Consider the following 17,475-nt stretch of genomic DNA (forward strand, 5'->3'; position numbering starts at 1 on the left):
AGCACATCCGGTCGCGAGACTGGTCGATATTTGAACAGCCCTTGGTTCGGACTCTCAGATATCTCCTCATCAGGCTAATCACGGTTATTTGACCCGGCTCTTGCCGGGTCTTTTTTTGCCTGCAATTTCATTGACGGATGTGTTCACGCATCTGCACACAATAATCCTGTGGCGGCATGGCCGGGGTGTACCACACGTAATCGGCCATGGCCGACGTTACGTCACTGCCCTCCTCAGCCAGCATCAGGACGACCGGTGCCTCGCTGGCGCCAAGATCCAGCGTATGCAGCGGCATACCGACATCTTTTCGCCCATGCCAGGCGCCAGCGAACAACAATGCCGGTGTCGGCGCTTGCAGCAAACGTTCGGCCATGCGCCGGTCACGCTGTTGCTGTACGGCCAGCATTGGCGGCATTTGCGACTCTGGCAGCAAACCGCAGTGGGATTCACGAATCTGTTCCAACAACGCGTCCTTCACCGTGACGGCATTGGAGCGAGCGCCCGCCAAGCCGGGCGCTTGCCGATAGAAGCGCTGGATCTCAGTGGCGTCCAGATTGGCGGCCAACAATGGATAACGTTGCGCCAGGGCAAACTCGACGATGGGCCCATAGAGATTCCAATCCCAGCCGGGGGACCAGGCCAGCGCGCCGGGCAAATCCTTGGGCAAGGCGGGCAACTGGCGAACGGAATCAACCCGTGGCTGTTGCGCGGGGGTGAGCATTTCCAGCAACAGGCTGCCTTGGGCCCGCTGTCCGGCCAAGGATTGGAGTAGCCATCGCTGCAGCACGTGGTGATCAGGATTGTCGTGTCGCTCACCCACCACTACCCGTGGCGCCCTTGCCAGGCGTTCGACCAACACTTGGGGCGTCACGGCCTGACCGTTGTGCAAGTCACGAATCCGTCCGCCAAGCGGGGGCGGTGCAATGCTCTGGCAGGCCGTCAGTACACTTAATGCCAGGATCAGGAACAAGCGCACGTCCATATCCTCCAGGGCGCCCTCAGCGGGCAATGATCAACGGATGCCCGCGCTCCGGATGGTCTTGCACCAGCACGTCCAGGCCGAACACCGCCTTGAGCGGTTCCGGGCGCAGCACCTGCCGGGGCGTGTCCAGGGCCACCGGTCGACCGGACGCGAGCAGCAACAGGCGATCACAGTAACGCGCCGCCAGGTTCAGGTCATGCAGGATTACCAACACAGCAGCGCCGCGACTGGCGAACTCCCGCACCGCCTGGAGGATGGTGTGCTGGTGCAACGGATCGAGCATCGAAGTCGGCTCGTCCAGCAACAGGGTTTGCCCCGCTTCACCGGGCCACAACTGGGCCAGCACCCGCGCCAGATGCACCCGCTGGCGCTCCCCACCGGACAACGCCAGGTAACTGCGGCCGTGGAGATGCGCGGCGTCTGCCGCTTGCAGCGCCGCGGCGACAATTTGCTCGTCCCGCAGCCGACCGCTCTGGTGCGGCAGGCGCCCCATGCCGACGACCTCCTCGACACGGAAAGCAAAATCCAGGGTCGACGATTGCGGCAAGACCGCCACGCGGCGGGCGCGCTCGGCACCCTGCCAGTGAGCCAGCGGCCGGTCATCGAGCCATACCTGCCCCTGGCTTGGGCGCAATTCGCCACACAGGCCCGCCAGCAAGGTGCTTTTACCCGCACCGTTAGGCCCGAGCACCCCCAGCACTTCGCCGGGGTTGAGCAGCAGGTCGACGCCCGCCAGCACGGTTTTCCGGCCACGTTGAATGTGCAGGTTCTGCGCTTGCAGCATCAGGCGCGCCCTCGCACCAATAGATAGAGAAAGAACGGCGCGCCGATGAACGCCGTGACGATGCCGATCGGCAATTCCGCCGGGGCCAGCGCCAGGCGTGCCACCAGGTCGGCCAGCAACAACAGGCTCGCGCCCGCCAGCACCGAAGCGGGCAACAAGACCCGGTGATCAGGGCCGGCCACCAGGCGCACCAGATGCGGCACCACCAGCCCGACAAAGCCGATCATGCCCGCCGCCGCCACCGCCGCGCCAACCCCCAGCGCCGTACAAAACACCAGCTCACGCTTGAGGGCTTCGACGTTGACACCCAGGTGGGCGGCCTCGGACTCGCCCAGCAACAGCGCATTGAGTTGCCGGGCCCGGCGTGGCAACCAGAGCGCGACGCCGGCGCTGACCAGCAACAGCGGCCACAACCTCGTGTAGCTGGCGCCGTTGAGACTGCCCAGGTTCCAGAACGTCAAGGTGCGCAGGGTCGCGTCATCCGCCAGGTAAGTGAACAGGCCGACGGCGGAACCGGACAACGCGGTCAAGGCAATGCCGGCCAAGAGCATGGTCGCGACATGGGTCTGGCCATTGCGTCGACCGAGACGATAGACCAGCGCCGTCACGCCGAGCCCGCCGAGGAACGCACACAACGACAACACGTAGGGACCAAAGGCTTCGGGCAACCCGCCCAGCGTCGAGCCAGCGACAATCGCGAATGCGGCCCCGAGCGCCGCGCCGCTGGACACCCCCACCAGCCCCGGGTCCGCCAGTGGATTACGGAACAGACCCTGCATCGCCACGCCGGACAACGCCAACACCCCGCCCACCGCCAAGCCGAGCAGCGTCCGTGGCAAACGGATCTGGCCAAGGATCAGTTCGGCCTGCTCGAGGCCATCGGCGGCCACTGGCAAACCCGACAAGCGCAAGGCGGCGCGCAAAGTGTCCAGCAGCGGCAGGCTCACGGGCCCCAGGGCCAGGGACAACCAGGTCGCCAGCAGACACAGCAGGCCCAGGCCGGTGAATAAAGTGCGTGGCTTGACCAACGCGGTCATGGCGCCGTGGCCGACTCAGCCGGATAGAAGCCGGCCGTCAGTTTCACCAGGCTTTGTGGCAGACGCGGACCCAACCCGCCCACCAACAGCGTCGGGTCGAGCTCCATGACGCGCCCGTCCCTCGCGGCCCGGGTCGAGGACAGAATCGGGTTTTCCCTGAACAACGCCGCTCGCGCCTCTTCACCGCTCAGGGCACGGTCGGCGAAGACCAGCACTTCAGGATTCAGGCCAGCCAGGCTTTCCACGGAAAAAGACTTGTAGCCATTGTGGGTCGCGAGGTTGTGACCGCCGGCCTGCTGCAACAGCCAGTCGGCGGAAGTGCCCTTGCCAGCGACCAGTGGCTTGCCACCGGAACTGCCCACCAACAGCAATACCCCGGGTGCCTTTTGCTTGCGCTGGGCCTCGACTATACGGGCGTGTTGCTGGGTGAGCTGTTCCTGGTAACGATCAAACACCTGGGCAGCCGCGGCCTCGGCCCCCAGCAACTGGCCCAAGTGGCGCAAATTGCCTTGCAACGTCGGCAGGTCAGGGGTGGCCGAGAACAGTTCGACCTGCACGCCGGCGCTGCGGATTTGCGCCAGCACCGGTGGAGGTCCCATTTCTTCGGTGCCCACCAGGATCTGCGGGCGCAGGCTCAATACACCCTCGGCGGACAATTGTCGCTGATAGCCAATGCTGGGCAGGGCCCGCAACGACTCAGGATGCTGGCTGGTGGTGTCCACGCCCACCAGTTTCGATTCGCCGCCCAGGGCACTGACCCACTCCGACAAGGCGCCGCCAGCGCTGACCCAACGCTGCGGCGACTCAGCGGCGCTGATCCCTTGGTTGACCAACAGTGCGACACAGAGCGCAACAACGCGGATGTTCAGGCGCATCGGGCAGCTTCCTCGAAGAAGTTTTTCACAGGACCGGGTAGAGCCAAGTATCCTCAGCCACCTGCGAAGGAGGCGCCATTTGATAATTGTTTTCATTTGACCGTCAAGCATGGATCTTTTGCCACACGAAACCTTGTGGGAGCGAGCTTGCTCGCGATAGCGGCCTGTCAGTCACTCAGATGTTGAATGTGTCACCGTCATCGCGAGCAAGCTCGCTCCCACAATGGATTCACTCCGACAAATATTGAGACACCCATGAAGTTTCTTTGTACCGCCGCCCAATTGCCCGACAACGGCAGTCGCGGCTTCGAGCTCGATGGGCGCAAGCTCCTGGCCGTGCGACGCGCCGGCCAGGTGTACGTCTATCTCAATCGCTGCCCGCACCGTGGCGTGCCGCTGGAATGGCAACCCGACCAATTCCTCGACCCCAGCGCCAGCCTGATCCAGTGCGCCACTCACGGCGCGCTGTTCCTGATCGAAAGCGGTGAATGCGTGGCCGGCCCCTGCGCCGGTCAGTTCCTCGCTGCCCTAGATAGCCGGGAGGACGAGCACGGCGTCTGGGTCGAGCTCTAGCAACACCGGCAACGCACGGTCCACCCACATCTGCTCGGGCGTCAGCGTGACCCCGTAGGCCAGCACCTCCACACCCGCCGCCACCGCGTCACGCAGGGCAGCGGCGTACACCGGGTCGATTTCGTGTGCCGGGCGCACGGCCTCGATACCACTGAGGTTCACGCAATACAGCTGCACCGCCCGCACGCCTTGCCGGGCCAGGCAGGCCAGTTCTCTCAAGTGTTTGGCCCCACGCAAGGTCACCGCATCGGGAAACGCCGCCACGTGGGTGCCATCGAACCCCAGCGTGACACTTTTGACTTCGACCCAGGCCGAGCCCAGCTCATAGTCCAGGCGAAAATCGATACGGCTGTTTTCCACGCCGTACGCCACTTCACGCTTGAGCCCGGTAAACCCGTTCAGTTCGCTAATGATCCCGGCGCGCAGGGCCTCCTCGACCAAGGCATTGGCCCGTGCGGTATTGATGCAGGCGAGCCGTCCCTGAGGGGTTTCGCCGATTTCCCAAGTGCCGGGCAACTTGCGCTTGGGGTCGCTGGAGCGACTGAACCAGACGCGCGCGCCTTCGGCCATACAATTGAGCATCGAGCCAGTGTTGGGGCAGTGAATAGTAAGAAGTTCGCCGTGAACGGTCTCGATATCAGCGAGAAAACGCTTGTAACGTCGTATCAAGCGGCCTTCTTCCAACGCAGGGGAAAAACGCATCAGCCTTGCCAACTCCGCAGTCCGCGCCCGATTCGCTCCACCGCTTCCTGTAACCGCGGCAGGCTCTGTGTATAGGCGAAACGCACATGGTGGCCGGCCTGGTGACGTCCGAAGTCCAGACCCGGCGTGAAGGCCACGTGTTCGGTTTCCAAGAAGTGCTGGCAGAACGCAAAGGCATCGCCGCCGAACGCGCTGATGTCGGCATAGAGGTAAAACGCCCCTTGCGGCTCCACCGCGATGCCGAAGCCCAATTCCCGCAAGGCCGGTAGCAGAAAGTCGCGGCGCAACGCGAACTCGGCCCGACGCTGCTCGAAGATTTCGATCGTGGCGGGCTCGAAACAGGCCAGGGCGGCATACTGGGCCATGCTCGGCGCACTGATGTAGAGGTTCTGCGCAAGCTTTTCCAGCTCGCCGATGGCCGCCGAAGGGGCCACCAGCCAGCCGAGCCGCCAACCGGTCATGCCGAAATACTTGGAAAAACTATTGAGGACAAAGGCATCGTCGTCCACTTCCAATACGCTGGCGGCGTTGGTGCCGTAGGTCAGGCCGTGATAGATCTCGTCGACCACCAGATGACCGTTGTGGCCCTTGATGGCCTTGGACAACCCCGCCAGCTCGTCCCGGGTCAGAATCGTTCCGGTCGGGTTGGCCGGCGAGGCCACCAATGCGCCGACGCTGTCCTGGTCCCAATGGCGGTTCACCAGGTCCGGCGTCAGTTGGTAACGCACATCCGGTCCCACCGGCACCAATTGCGCCGCGCCTTCCACCAGGCGCAGGAAATGGCGGTTACAGGGATAGCCAGGGTCCGCCAACAGCCAATGCTTGCCCGGGTCGACCAACAAAGCGCTGGCCAGCAGCAGCGCGCCAGAGCCGCCCGGCGTGATCATGATGCGTCGAGGGTTGATGTCGACGCCGTAGCGCTGCCCATAGAAACCCGAGATGGCCTCGCGCAGCTCAGGGATGCCCCGGGCCGCGGTGTAACGGGTCTTGCCCGCCGCCAGCGCGGCCTGGCCGGCCTGGATAATCGGCTCGGCAGTAGTGAAGTCCGGCTCGCCGATCTCCAGGTGAATAACGTCATGCCCGGCGGCTTGCAGTTCGTTGGCGCGGGCCAACAGCGCCATCACATGGAAAGGTTCGATGGCGCGGCTGCGCGCACTGTAGGGCTGAGCCATTGGCCTTCCTTCAGGGGAAAAAGAACCGATTCTACCCAACTCGGGAACAACTGCGGGAACGAGCACGAACCCAAAGCGGTCTGAGCCCTCGGATTGCAGGAAATGACTCCCGCGATTGGCCCAGGCTTGACTAGAATCAAGCATTGAGCAGGTTGACATCCCCACCGAAGCGAACCCGGCCACGTTTTACAAGCCCCGGCCGCCGCAGGCTCGACAACCGGGAGTAGCGCGGCCCGATTTGATCTGGTAAGTTCGCCCGCTTGCAGCCGCAGGGCCGGCAGGTGTCGGTGATGGAGCAATCCTGCGTAGTGGATTACAAGAGTAGAGGCGGTCCATTCATGCCCACCCAAGCAAAGCAAAATCAAAATCAAACGCTCAGCGGGTTTGAGCCGTACGTCCCGCAAGCTGGCGAAGAGTACATGGGCGCCCCCATGCGCGCGCACTTCACCAAGATCCTGAACAAGTGGAAACAGGACTTGATGCAGGAAGTCGACCGCACCGTGGATCACATGAAAGACGAAGCGGCCAACTTCCCCGACCCGGCCGACCGTGCCAGCCAGGAAGAAGAGTTCAGCCTCGAGCTGCGCGCCCGTGACCGTGAGCGCAAGCTCATCAAGAAAATCGACAAGACCCTGCAACTGATCGAAGACGAAGAGTACGGTTGGTGCGAGTCCTGCGGCGTCGAGATCGGCGTCAAGCGTCTGGAGGCGCGTCCGACCGCCGACATGTGTGTCGACTGCAAGACCCTGGCGGAAATCAAGGAAAAACAGGTCGGCAAGTAATTGCCGGGGCTGTCACCGAAACGGAGCGTTCATACGCTCCGTTTTTTGTTTCCGATGCTTTCCCCAAGCTTTGGTGCATCCCCCTGTGGGAGCGAGCTTGCTCGCGATAGCGGCCTGTCAGACGCATCAATGCTGGCTGATTCCCCGCTATCGCGAGCAAGCTCGCTCCCACAAGGAATAGGCTTTGTTGTCGAGATTGCTTTCCTCCTGCCCGGACCCAGTAACATTCGCCCTATGACTGCCTACATCGGACGCTTCGCCCCCACCCCCAGCGGCCACTTGCATTTTGGTTCGCTGGTCGCCGCACTGGCTTCGTACCTGGACGCCCGGGCTGTGGGTGGGCGTTGGTTGCTGCGCATGGAGGACCTCGACCCGCCCCGGGAGGAGCCGGGTGCGCAAGCGGCAATTCTCCAGGCGCTGGAAAGCTACGGGTTCGAATGGGACGGCGAGATGGTTCGCCAGAGCGAACGCCATGACGCCTACGATCAGGTCATCAACCGGCTGTTCAGCCAAGGGTTGGCCTATGCGTGCACCTGTTCACGCAAGCAACTGGAGGCCTACCAGGGTATTTATCCGGGATTGTGCCGCAATGCCGGGCACGGCACCGAGGACGCCGCCATCCGCCTGCGCGTCCCCGAGCTTGAATACCACTTCACCGACCGGGTCCAGGGCGAGTTCCGCCAGCACCTCGGCCGTGAGGTCGGTGACTTCGTGATCCGCCGCCGCGACGGGCTCTACGCTTATCAACTGGCCGTGGTCCTGGACGACGCCTGGCAAGGGGTGACCGATATCGTGCGCGGCGCCGACCTGCTGGACTCCACGCCGCGCCAGCTCTACCTGCAAGAACTGCTCGGGTTGCCGCAACCGCGTTACCTCCACGTGCCGCTGATCACCCAGCCCGACGGGCACAAGCTTGGCAAATCCTACCGTTCCCCGCCGCTGGCGGCCGACCAGGCCACGCCGCTGTTGCTAAGGGCCTTGCGAGCACTGGGCCAGCAACCGGGCCTCGAACTGGTCGATGCCAGCCCACGGGAACTGCTGGCCTGGGGCATTCGCCACTGGGATGCGGGCAAGATCCCGCGCACACTGAGCCTGCCCGAAGCGCAAATACGTTGACGGCCCTTGCAGCTTGGCGCCCATCCGTTACCATCGCCGCACGTTTTCGGGCACGCGCATAAATTAGAGAGGCCGGGATGTACATCTATCGCTTGGTCCTGCTCCTGGTAGTGGGGATTTACCTGTTCTCCCCGGCCATCATGGATTGGTGGATCGATGCCACGGGTGCCTGGTATCGGCCGTATCTGCTCTGGCTGATACTGATTGTCGTGACCTTCATCCTGCAGAGCCAAAAAGATGCCGATGAGCTTTAGCCTGACCCAGATGATCCTGATCAGCGCCGCCTACCTGGCGGTGCTGTTCGGCGTAGCCTGGATCAGCGAACGAGGCATGATCCCCCGGGCGATCATCCGCCACCCGCTGACCTACACCCTGTCGCTGGGTGTCTATGCCAGCGCGTGGGCGTTCTATGGCACGGTCGGGCTGGCCTATCAGTACGGCTATGGTTTCCTCTCCAGTTACCTGGGGGTGTCAGGGGCGTTCCTGCTGGCGCCAGTGTTGCTCTACCCGATCCTGAAAATCACCCGCACCTACCAACTGTCGTCACTGGCCGACCTGTTCGCCTTTCGCTTTCGCAGCACCTGGGCCGGCGCGCTGACCACGATCTTCATGCTGGTCGGGGTGTTGCCGCTGCTGGCCCTGCAAATCCAGGCCGTGGCCGATTCCATCAGCATCCTGACCCGCGAGCCGGTACAGCACCGAGTGGCGTTGAGCTTCTGTGCGCTGATCATTCTGTTCACGATCTTCTTCGGCTCCCGGCACATCGCCACGCGGGAAAAACACGAAGGCCTGGTGTTTGCGATCGCCTTCGAGTCGGTGATCAAGCTGATCGCCATCGGCGGTGTCGGTCTCTATGCCTTGTACGGCGTGTTCGATGGCCCGCAGCAGCTTGAGCTCTGGCTGCTGCAGAACCAGACCGCCCTCGCCGCCCTGCACACGCCTTTGCAGGAAGGCCCGTGGCGCACGCTGTTGCTGGTGTTCTTCGCCTCGGCGATCGTGATGCCGCACATGTACCACATGACCTTTACCGAAAACCTCAACCCGCGCTCGCTGGTGAGCGCCAGTTGGGGCCTGCCGTTGTTCCTGCTGTTGATGAGCCTGGCGGTGCCGCTGATCCTCTGGGCTGGCCTGAAGCTGGGCGCCAGCACCAACCCGGAATACTTCACCCTCGGCATCGGCATCGCCGCCAACAGCAAGGCCCTGGCATTATTGGCCTACGTCGGTGGCCTGTCGGCGGCCAGCGGCTTGATTATCGTCACCACGCTGGCCTTGTCGGGCATGGCCCTCAACCACTTGGTGCTACCGCTCTACCAGCCGCCAGCCGAAGGCAACATCTATCGCTGGTTGAAGTGGACCCGCCGGGCGCTGATCGTCGCGATCATCATGGCCGGCTACGGTTTTTACCTGATGCTCGGTGACGGGCAGGACCTGGCCAACCTGGGCATCGTCGCCTTCGTCGCCACCTTGCAGTTCCTGCCCGGCGTGCTGTCGGTGCTGTATTGGCCGACCGCCAACCGCCGCGGCTTCATCGCCGGCCTGCTGGCAGGGATCCTGGTGTGGCTGGTGGCGATGCTGTTACCGCTGATGGGCAACCTGCAGGGCTTCTATATTCCGCTGCTGAACATGATCTACGTGCTCGACGACACCAGTTGGCACATGGCGGCCATCGCTTCCCTGGCGGCGAACGTGCTGATGTTCACGCTGATCTCGCTGTTCACCAACGCCAGCAGCGAAGAAGCCAGCGCCGCCGAGGCCTGTGCGGTGGACAACGTGCGTCGCCCGCAGCGCCGCGAGTTGCACGCCGCCTCACCCCAGGAATTCGCCACGCAACTGGCCAAGCCCTTGGGTGCCAAGGCCGCGCAAAAGGAAGTTGAACAGGCCCTGCGCGACCTCTACTTGCCTTTCGATGAACGCCGCCCATACGCCTTGCGTCGCCTGCGGGACCGGATCGAGGCCAACCTGTCCGGCCTGATGGGCCCCAGCGTGGCCCAGGACATGGTCGAGACGTTCCTGCCCTACAAGGCTGGCGGCGAGAACTACGTCACCGAAGACATCCACTTCATCGAAAGCCGTCTCGAGGATTACCACTCGCGCCTCACCGGCCTGGCCGCCGAACTGGACGCCTTGCGCCGTTACCATCGCCAGACCCTGCAGGAATTGCCGATGGGCGTGTGCTCCCTGGCCAAGGACCAGGAAATCCTGATGTGGAACAAGGCCATGGAAGAGCTCACCGGAATCGCCGCCCAGCGCGTGGTCGGTTCCCGCCTGAGCACCCTGGGCGAGCCGTGGAAAGGCTTGCTGCAAGGGTTCATCGACCTGCCGGACGAGCACTTGCACAAACAGCACCTGGCCCTCGACGGCCAGACCCGCTGGCTGAACCTGCACAAAGCGGCAATCGACGAGCCACTGGCTCCCGGCAACAGCGGCCTGGTGCTGCTGGTGGAAGACCTGACCGATACCCAGATGCTCGAAGACAAGCTGGTCCACTCCGAACGGCTGGCAAGCATCGGCCGCCTGGCCGCCGGGGTGGCCCATGAAATCGGCAACCCGATCACCGGCATCGCCTGTCTGGCGCAGAACCTGCGCGAAGAGCGCGAGGACGACGGCGAGCTGACGGAAATCAGCGGGCAGATCCTCGAACAGACCAAGCGCGTGTCGCGCATCGTCCAGTCGCTGATGAGTTTCGCCCATGCTGGCGGCCACCAACACAATGACGAACCTGTCTGCCTGGCCGAAGTGGCCCAGGACGCCATTGGTCTGCTGGCCCTCAACCGGCGCAATTTCGAAGTGCAATTCTTCAACCTGTGCGACCCGGAGCACTGGGTCGATGGCGACCCCCAGCGGCTCGCCCAGGTGTTGATCAACCTGCTCTCCAACGCGCGGGACGCCTCACCGGCCGGCAGCGCGGTGCGGGTCAAGAGCGAAGCTTTCGAACACACGATCGACCTGATCGTCGAAGACGAAGGCAGCGGTATCCCACAGAACATCATGGACCGATTGTTCGAACCTTTCTTCACCACCAAGGATCCTGGCGAAGGCACCGGTCTGGGCCTCGCACTGGTCTATTCCATCGTTGAAGAGCATTATGGACAAATCACCATCGACAGCCCGGCCGATGTTCAGAGCCAACGCGGCACCCGTATCCGGGTGACCTTGCCGCGTCATGTCGAAGCGACGTCCGCTGTGAACTGAGACCGTCGAGAGAATCGAATCAATGCCGCACATTTTGATCGTCGAAGACGAAACAATTATCCGCTCCGCCTTGCGCCGCCTGCTGGAACGCAACCAGTACCAGGTCAGCGAAGCCGGTTCAGTGCAGGAAGCACAAGAACGTTTCAGCATCCCCACGTTCGACCTGATCGTCAGCGACCTGCGCCTGCCTGGCGCCCCGGGCACCGAGCTGATCAAGCTCGGCCAGGGCACGCCGGTGCTGATCATGACCAGCTACGCCAGCCTGCGCTCGGCGGTCGACTCCATGAAAATGGGCGCGGTGGACTACATCGCCAAACCGTTCGACCACGACGAGATGCTCCAGGCCGTGGCCCGCATCCTGCGGGATCGACAGGCGGCCACCAGCAATCCTGCGGAACCCGTCGGCAAGGCCAGCGCGTCGGCGAAAGCCGGCGCCAGCAACAATAATGGCGAAATCGGCATCATTGGCTCCTGCCCGCCCATGCAGGACCTGTACGGCAAGATCCGCAAAGTCGCGCCGACCGACTCCAACGTCCTGATCCAGGGCGAGTCGGGCACCGGCAAGGAATTGGTGGCCCGTGCCCTGCACAACCTGTCGCGCCGGGCCAAGGCACCGATGATTTCGGTGAACTGCGCGGCGATTCCGGAAAGCCTGATCGAGTCCGAACTGTTCGGTCACGAGAAGGGCGCGTTCACCGGCGCCAGCGCCGGGCGTGCCGGGCTGGTGGAAGCGGCGGACGGCGGTACGTTGTTCCTCGATGAAATCGGCGAGCTGCCATTGGAAGCCCAGGCGCGGTTGCTGCGGGTGCTCCAGGAAGGCGAAATCCGCCGGGTCGGCTCGGTGCAGTCGCAAAAGGTCGATGTCCGCCTGATCGCGGCCACCCACCGTGACCTCAAGAGCCTGGCGAAAATTGGCCAGTTCCGCGAAGACTTGTACTACCGCTTGCACGTGATCGCCTTGAAGCTCCCTGCCCTGCGCGAGCGTGGCGCCGACGTCAATGAAATCGCCCAGGCGTTTCTGGCCCGCCAGAGCGCGCGGGTCAACCGCACCGACCTCAAGTTCGCCCCGGACGCCGAACAGGCCATTCGTCATTACGCCTGGCCGGGTAACGTTCGAGAACTGGAAAACGCGGTCGAGCGGGCGGTGATCCTGTGCGAGAGCCCGGAAATTTCCGCCGACCTGCTGGGCATCGATATCGAGCTCAGTGACCTGGACGACGAAGAATTCATCGGCCTGGCCCCGCAACAGGGCGGCGGCGCCAACAACACCAGCCACGAACCTACCGAAGACCTGTCCCTGGAGGATTACTTCCAGCACTTCGTCCTCGAGCACCAGGACCACATGACCGAAACCGAACTGGCACGCAAGCTGGGCGTCAGCCGCAAGTGCCTGTGGGAACGTCGTCAGCGCCTGGGGATTCCACGACGCAAGACCGGAGCGACCAGCGAAAGCTGAGGTGTGGGGGTAACACCGCTGAATGTGAAAAAACTGTTACCCCAGTCTTTTTCACGTAACAGAAGCCGGGGTTTACGGTAACGAAACCCCGGCTTTTTTTCGCCTCGAAAAAATGGCTATAACCCTATAACCCCCGGTTTCGCTGGGTCTCGCAAAAGTTGGCACGCACCCTGCTATAGCTTTGGTACAAGAACAATAACAAGCAATGCAAAAGACAATAAAAATAAGACGAATCGACTCACGCACAATAAAAACAAGACGGCGAGAGGCGCAGCTAACTGATTCTTTTGGAGAGGCGTTGTATTTGGGGCTTGCCCCGCAACCAGGCCGAGAATAATAAAAACTGTCTCAAGACAGCTGCCTGAACTGGTTGGATCGATTGATCACTGCAACACAGCGACCAAAGCAATCCGTTTGCTCTTGGCTCCCGATTGGGAGGGTCACGAAGGGAAAACCTCGTGGCGCGGGCACTCAACAAAAACAAGAAGCCCGAAACCAATAATAAAAACAGAGCACGCAACTAATTCTGGGGGAGCTTCGGCTCCCCTTGTGGTTTCTGGCGTTCCGCCTTCCCCGCCGCCTACACGCCTATCGCTGAAAGCTTGCAGCCCAAAACTCCTCTGTCCTACACCATCCCTCGACTAAATGCTAGAATCCCCGCCCATCATGCGGTCATTCTTCGTTTTTGGCCGAACATTCCTTCAAACAGTGCATCCCATGCTGAAGAAGCTGTTCCAGTCATTCCGTTCTCCCTTGCGTCGTACGCAACATATTCGCAGCACGCCTGAAGTGCTCAACAGCGGCCAGCATTCACTGCAAAAGGCCCAGTTCAGCCGTTATGCGGTGAACATCGTCGAACGTTTGCAGAACGCCGGCTACCAGGCTTACCTGGTCGGTGGCTGCGTGCGCGACATGCTGCTCAACATCACACCCAAGGATTTCGACGTTGCCACCAGCGCCACGCCGGAACAGATACGGGCCGAGTTTCGCAACGCCCGGATCATTGGCCGGCGCTTCAAGCTGGTCCATATCCATTTCGGCCGCGAAATCATCGAAGTGGCGACCTTCCGGGCCAATCACCCGCAGAGCGATGAAGAGGAAGACAGCAACCAGTCTTCCCGCAACGAGAGCGGGCGCATCCTGCGCGACAACGTCTACGGCACGCTGGAAGAAGACGCGCAACGCCGCGACTTCACCATCAACGCCCTGTATTACGATCCGGTCAGCGAACGCATCCTCGATTACGCCAACGGTGTACACGACATCCGCAATCGCCTGATCCGCCTGATCGGCGATCCCAAGCAACGCTACCAGGAAGACCCGGTGCGGATGCTGCGGGCCGTGCGTTTCGCCGCCAAGCTGAATTTCGGCATCGAAAAACACAGCGCCACGCCGATTCGCGAACTGGCGCCGATGTTGCGAGAAATCCCCTCGGCCCGCCTGTTCGAGGAAGTGCTCAAGCTGTTCCTGTCGGGCAACGCGGCAGATACCTTCGAGATGCTGGTGGACTTGCAGTTGTTCGATCCGCTGTTCCCCGCCAGTGCCGAGGCCCTGGAGCACAATCCGACCTATACCCACACCTTGATCAGCGAAGCACTGATCAACACCGACCTGCGCATCAAGCAGAACAAGCCGGTGACGCCGGCGTTCCTGTTCGCCGCCCTGCTCTGGCCTGCCCTGCCGGCCCGGGTGCTGCGCCTGCAAGACCGTGGCATGCCGCCGATCCCGGCGATGCAGGAAGCCGCCCACGAGCTGATCGCCGAACAGTGCCAGCGCATCGCCATTCCAAAACGCTTCACGATGCCGATCCGCGAGATCTGGGACATGCAGGAGCGCCTGCCACGGCGCAGCGGCAAACGTGCCGACTTGCTGCTGGACAACCCGCGGTTCCGCGCCGGCTACGACTTCCTCCTGCTGCGTGAAAGCGCAGGCGAGCAGACCGATGGCCTGGGCGAATGGTGGACCGACTACCAGGACGCCAACGACAGCGAGCGTCGCGACATGATTCGCGAGCTCAGCGGCAAGGATGACGGCGCCAGCGGCCCACGCAAGCGTCGTCGCAGCAGCGGTGCCAAGCGTAAACGGGCCAGTGAACCGAGCGCTTCGGGCGAATAATCGATGGAACGCATCTACATCGGCATGGGCAGCAACCTCGCCGAACCCGCCGAACAATTGCGCAGCGCCGTCCAAGCGCTGGCGCAGTTGCCTGACACGCAACTGGTAGGTGTCTCGGCGTTTTATCAAAGCGATTCTTTGCTCCCCGGCCAGCCCCGCTACACCAACGCGGTGGCAGCGCTGGATAGCCGCCTGGCACCACTGGACCTGCTCGATGCGCTGCAAGCCATCGAAACCGGACAGGGTCGCGAACGCCTCGAACGTTGGGGGCCGCGCACCTTGGATCTGGACATCCTGCTGTTCGGTGATCACCTGATCGACGAGCCACGCCTCAAGGTTCCCCACTACCACATGCAGGCCCGGGCCTTTGTGCTCTACCCGCTGGCCGAACTGGCCCCCGCCGACCTGCGTCTGGCCGATGGGCGCCTGCTCAAGGATCTCCTTGCGGCGTGCCCATTCGTCGGCCTGGAACGCTTGCCACCAATCTGACGAACACCACCTCCTGTGGGAGCAAGCTTGCTCGCGATGGCGTCATCACATCCAGCATCCAGGATGACTGACACACTGCTATCGCGAGCAAGCTCGCTCCCACAGGATCCGGGACCCAGCAGTCAGATTCGGAACACGCCCCTACGCTGAAACGCATCAGTCACCCCGGTAACACCCGGCGGTAACACATCCAATTGACTTCCCGAGTGCTCCTCACGACTATAGGCGTCCCGTCGCCGCCAACGCGGCGCTAATGGGCGTAATCCAGGCCTTACAAGCACCACGCATAGAAGGTGCGCCTGAATTCGAGCGCCTAATGAGGACTTTTTCATGCCAGCTATTACCCTGACCACGCTGCAAGGTCTCAAGCAAAAAGGTGAAAAAATCACCATGCTGACCTGCTATGACGCAACCTTCGCCCACGCCTGCAACGAGGCCGGTGTCGAAGTGCTGCTGGTGGGCGATTCCCTCGGCATGGTGCTGCAAGGTCACGACAGCACGCTGCCGGTGACCACCGCCGAGATGGCCTACCATGTGGCCGCCGTCAAACGTGGTAACACCGATGCGTTGATCCTCGCCGACCTGCCGTTCATGGCCTACGCCACCCTCGAGCAAACCATGACCAACAGCGCCATGCTGATGCAGGCCGGTGCCCACATGGTCAAGGTCGAAGGCGCGTTGTGGCTGGCCGATTCGATTCGGCTACTGGCCGAGCGAGGCATTCCAGTGTGTGCCCACCTGGGCCTGACCCCCCAAGCGGTGAATATCCTCGGCGGCTACAAGGTCCAGGGCCGCAATGAGAACCAGGCGCGGCAGATGCGCGCCGATGCGATTGCCCTGGAGCAGGCGGGCGCGGCGATGTTGCTGCTCGAATGCGTGCCCAGCGAGCTGGCTGAAGAAATCACCCAGGCGGTGAAGATTCCAGTGATCGGAATCGGCGCCGGCAGCGCTACCGACGGTCAGGTACTGGTGCTGCACGACATGCTCGGATTATCGATCACCGGGCGCGTGCCCAAGTTCGTCAAGAACTTCATGGCTGGGCAAACCTCTATCCACGGCGCCTTGAGTGCCTACGTCGCGGAAGTCAAGGCCGCGACCTTCCCGGGCACCGAACACGGATTTTCTGCATGAACACCGTCAAAACCGTACGCGAACTGCGGGCCGCCGTGGCCCGTGCCCGCGGCGAAGGCAAGCGCATTGCCTTCGTGCCGACCATGGGCAACCTGCACAGCGGTCACGTGGCGTTGGTCACCAAGGCTGCGCAACGGGCCGACTTCGTGGTGGCGAGCATTTTCGTCAACCCGCTGCAATTCGGCGCCGGCGAGGACTTGGACAAATACCCCCGTACCCTGGCGGCCGACCAGGAGAAGCTGCTCCAGGCCGGCTGCCACTTGCTGTTCGCCCCCAGCGTCGAAGAGATGTACCCCGACGGCATGACCGGACAAACCCGGGTCAGCGTTCCGCAATTGTCCGAAGGCTTGTGCGGCGCCAGCCGTCCCGGGCATTTCGAGGGTGTGGCGACGGTGGTCAGCAAACTGTTCAATATGGTCCAGCCTGACCTGGCGGTGTTTGGCCAGAAAGATTTCCAGCAACTGGCGGTGATCCGCGCCCTGGTCCATGACCTGAACATGCCGATCCAGATCATCGGCGAGCCGACCGTTCGCGCCGAAGACGGCCTGGCTCTGTCGTCACGCAACGGTTTCCTCAGCCCGGACCAACGCGCCGTCGCGCCCGTGGTCTATCGCGCCCTGAACCAGATCGCCGAGGCGATCAAGCAGGGTCAGCGGGATTTCCCGGCGCTGATCGGTGCGCAGCTCAAGCAGCTCGAAGCCGCCGGCCTGCGTCCAGACTATCTGGAAATCCGTCACGCCAAGACCTTGCGTCCAGCGTCGAGCGGGGACCGCGACCTGGTGATTCTGGTCGCCGCCTTCCTGGGCACCACGCGCTTGATCGACAATCTGCACCTGGATCTCGACACGCCCGCCTGAACATCACAAATCCCTGTGGGAGCGAGCTTGCTCGCGATAGCGGTGTACTCGTTGAAACAAACGTCAACTGACATGCTGCTATCGCCCCCCGGTGTCAGGCTAGTTGTCGCCTCTCCAAATTCCTAAAAGCATTTCGGGGGCGGCAAGAGTATGGTCATGCCTTTCTATTCACCTGAACGTAAAGCCGCGTTGCTGAAAATGATGCTTCCGCC

The 17,475-nt window shown here is 62.5% G+C and carries 16 protein-coding genes; 10 read left to right on the forward strand and 6 right to left on the reverse strand.

Annotated features, from left to right (window positions below):
- Nucleotides 1-127: 127 nt before the first annotated feature.
- The 4 genes from ACIPQ1_RS27980 to ACIPQ1_RS27995 are packed head-to-tail and all read right to left on the reverse strand — an operon-like array spanning nt 128 to nt 3,678.
- Complete coding sequence (locus ACIPQ1_RS27980; protein ID WP_250964578.1) at nt 128-982, reverse strand: ChaN family lipoprotein; 855 nt, start codon at nt 980-982, stop codon at nt 128-130.
- A 16-nt stretch (nt 983-998) separates the two neighbouring features.
- A complete protein-coding gene (locus ACIPQ1_RS27985; protein WP_411385643.1) occupies nt 999-1,766 on the reverse strand; it encodes a heme ABC transporter ATP-binding protein in 768 nt (255 codons plus the stop codon).
- Entirely contained in the window at nt 1,766-2,749 is a 984-nt protein-coding gene (locus tag ACIPQ1_RS27990) for a FecCD family ABC transporter permease (protein WP_411387555.1), read from the reverse strand. The genes ACIPQ1_RS27985 and ACIPQ1_RS27990 overlap by 1 nt, the downstream gene beginning before the upstream one ends.
- Nucleotides 2,750-2,799: 50 nt before the next feature.
- Nucleotides 2,800-3,678 (reverse strand): heme/hemin ABC transporter substrate-binding protein, encoded by an 879-nt coding sequence (locus ACIPQ1_RS27995; protein ID WP_250964580.1) that lies wholly within the window; start codon nt 3,676-3,678, stop codon nt 2,800-2,802.
- A 255-nt stretch (nt 3,679-3,933) separates the two neighbouring features.
- Here ACIPQ1_RS27995 and ACIPQ1_RS28000 point away from each other — a divergent pair, with 255 nt between their 5' ends.
- Nucleotides 3,934-4,251 (forward strand): Rieske (2Fe-2S) protein, encoded by a 318-nt coding sequence (locus tag ACIPQ1_RS28000; RefSeq protein WP_186709124.1) that lies wholly within the window; start codon nt 3,934-3,936, stop codon nt 4,249-4,251.
- Here ACIPQ1_RS28000 and sfsA read toward each other — a convergent pair.
- Both sfsA and ACIPQ1_RS28010 read right to left on the reverse strand, forming a co-directional pair.
- Complete coding sequence (gene sfsA, locus ACIPQ1_RS28005; RefSeq protein ID WP_434703926.1) at nt 4,207-4,953, reverse strand: DNA/RNA nuclease SfsA; 747 nt, start codon at nt 4,951-4,953, stop codon at nt 4,207-4,209. The two genes, ACIPQ1_RS28000 and sfsA, sit on opposite strands and share 45 nt — an antisense overlap.
- A complete protein-coding gene (locus ACIPQ1_RS28010; RefSeq protein WP_446535112.1) occupies nt 4,953-6,125 on the reverse strand; it encodes a pyridoxal phosphate-dependent aminotransferase in 1,173 nt (390 codons plus the stop codon). The genes sfsA and ACIPQ1_RS28010 overlap by 1 nt, the downstream gene beginning before the upstream one ends.
- Nucleotides 6,126-6,463: 338 nt before the next feature.
- On the opposite strand from ACIPQ1_RS28010, the gene dksA reads away from it, so the two are divergent.
- The 9 genes from dksA (at nt 6,464) to panC (ending at nt 17,263) form a co-directional block, all read left to right on the forward strand.
- Nucleotides 6,464-6,907: an RNA polymerase-binding protein DksA gene (gene dksA / locus ACIPQ1_RS28015; RefSeq protein ID WP_186709115.1), complete on the forward strand. Its 444-nt coding sequence runs from the start codon at nt 6,464-6,466 to the stop codon at nt 6,905-6,907.
- Nucleotides 6,908-7,141: 234 nt separating this feature from the next.
- The gene (gene gluQRS, locus ACIPQ1_RS28020) at nt 7,142-8,023 is read left to right on the forward strand and encodes a tRNA glutamyl-Q(34) synthetase GluQRS (RefSeq protein WP_250964584.1); all 882 of its coding nucleotides are present in this window, start codon (nt 7,142-7,144) and stop codon (nt 8,021-8,023) included.
- A gap of 77 nt (nt 8,024-8,100) precedes the next feature.
- Nucleotides 8,101-8,277 (forward strand): hypothetical protein, encoded by a 177-nt coding sequence (locus ACIPQ1_RS28025; RefSeq protein ID WP_003176118.1) that lies wholly within the window; start codon nt 8,101-8,103, stop codon nt 8,275-8,277.
- Complete coding sequence (locus tag ACIPQ1_RS28030) at nt 8,261-11,215, forward strand: sensor histidine kinase (RefSeq protein ID WP_186709097.1); 2,955 nt, start codon at nt 8,261-8,263, stop codon at nt 11,213-11,215. Before ACIPQ1_RS28025 ends, ACIPQ1_RS28030 begins: the two co-directional genes overlap by 17 nt.
- 22 nt (nt 11,216-11,237) lie before the next feature.
- A complete protein-coding gene (locus ACIPQ1_RS28035; RefSeq protein ID WP_186709094.1) occupies nt 11,238-12,671 on the forward strand; it encodes a sigma-54-dependent transcriptional regulator in 1,434 nt (477 codons plus the stop codon).
- 717 nt (nt 12,672-13,388) lie between these two features.
- On the forward strand, nt 13,389-14,786 hold the full coding sequence (locus tag ACIPQ1_RS28040; protein WP_250964587.1) for a polynucleotide adenylyltransferase PcnB: 1,398 nt from the start codon (nt 13,389-13,391) through the stop codon (nt 14,784-14,786).
- A gap of 3 nt (nt 14,787-14,789) precedes the next feature.
- A complete protein-coding gene (gene folK / locus ACIPQ1_RS28045) occupies nt 14,790-15,275 on the forward strand; it encodes a 2-amino-4-hydroxy-6-hydroxymethyldihydropteridine diphosphokinase (protein ID WP_411385647.1) in 486 nt (161 codons plus the stop codon).
- 330 nt (nt 15,276-15,605) lie between these two features.
- Nucleotides 15,606-16,406: a 3-methyl-2-oxobutanoate hydroxymethyltransferase gene (panB, locus tag ACIPQ1_RS28050; protein WP_411385648.1), complete on the forward strand. Its 801-nt coding sequence runs from the start codon at nt 15,606-15,608 to the stop codon at nt 16,404-16,406.
- Nucleotides 16,403-17,263, forward strand: coding sequence for a pantoate--beta-alanine ligase (gene panC, locus ACIPQ1_RS28055; protein WP_411385649.1), 861 nt, complete (start codon nt 16,403-16,405; stop codon nt 17,261-17,263). Before panB ends, panC begins: the two co-directional genes overlap by 4 nt.
- Nucleotides 17,264-17,475 lie beyond the last annotated feature (212 nt).

The organism is Pseudomonas sp. LARHCG127, from assembly GCF_052871455.1.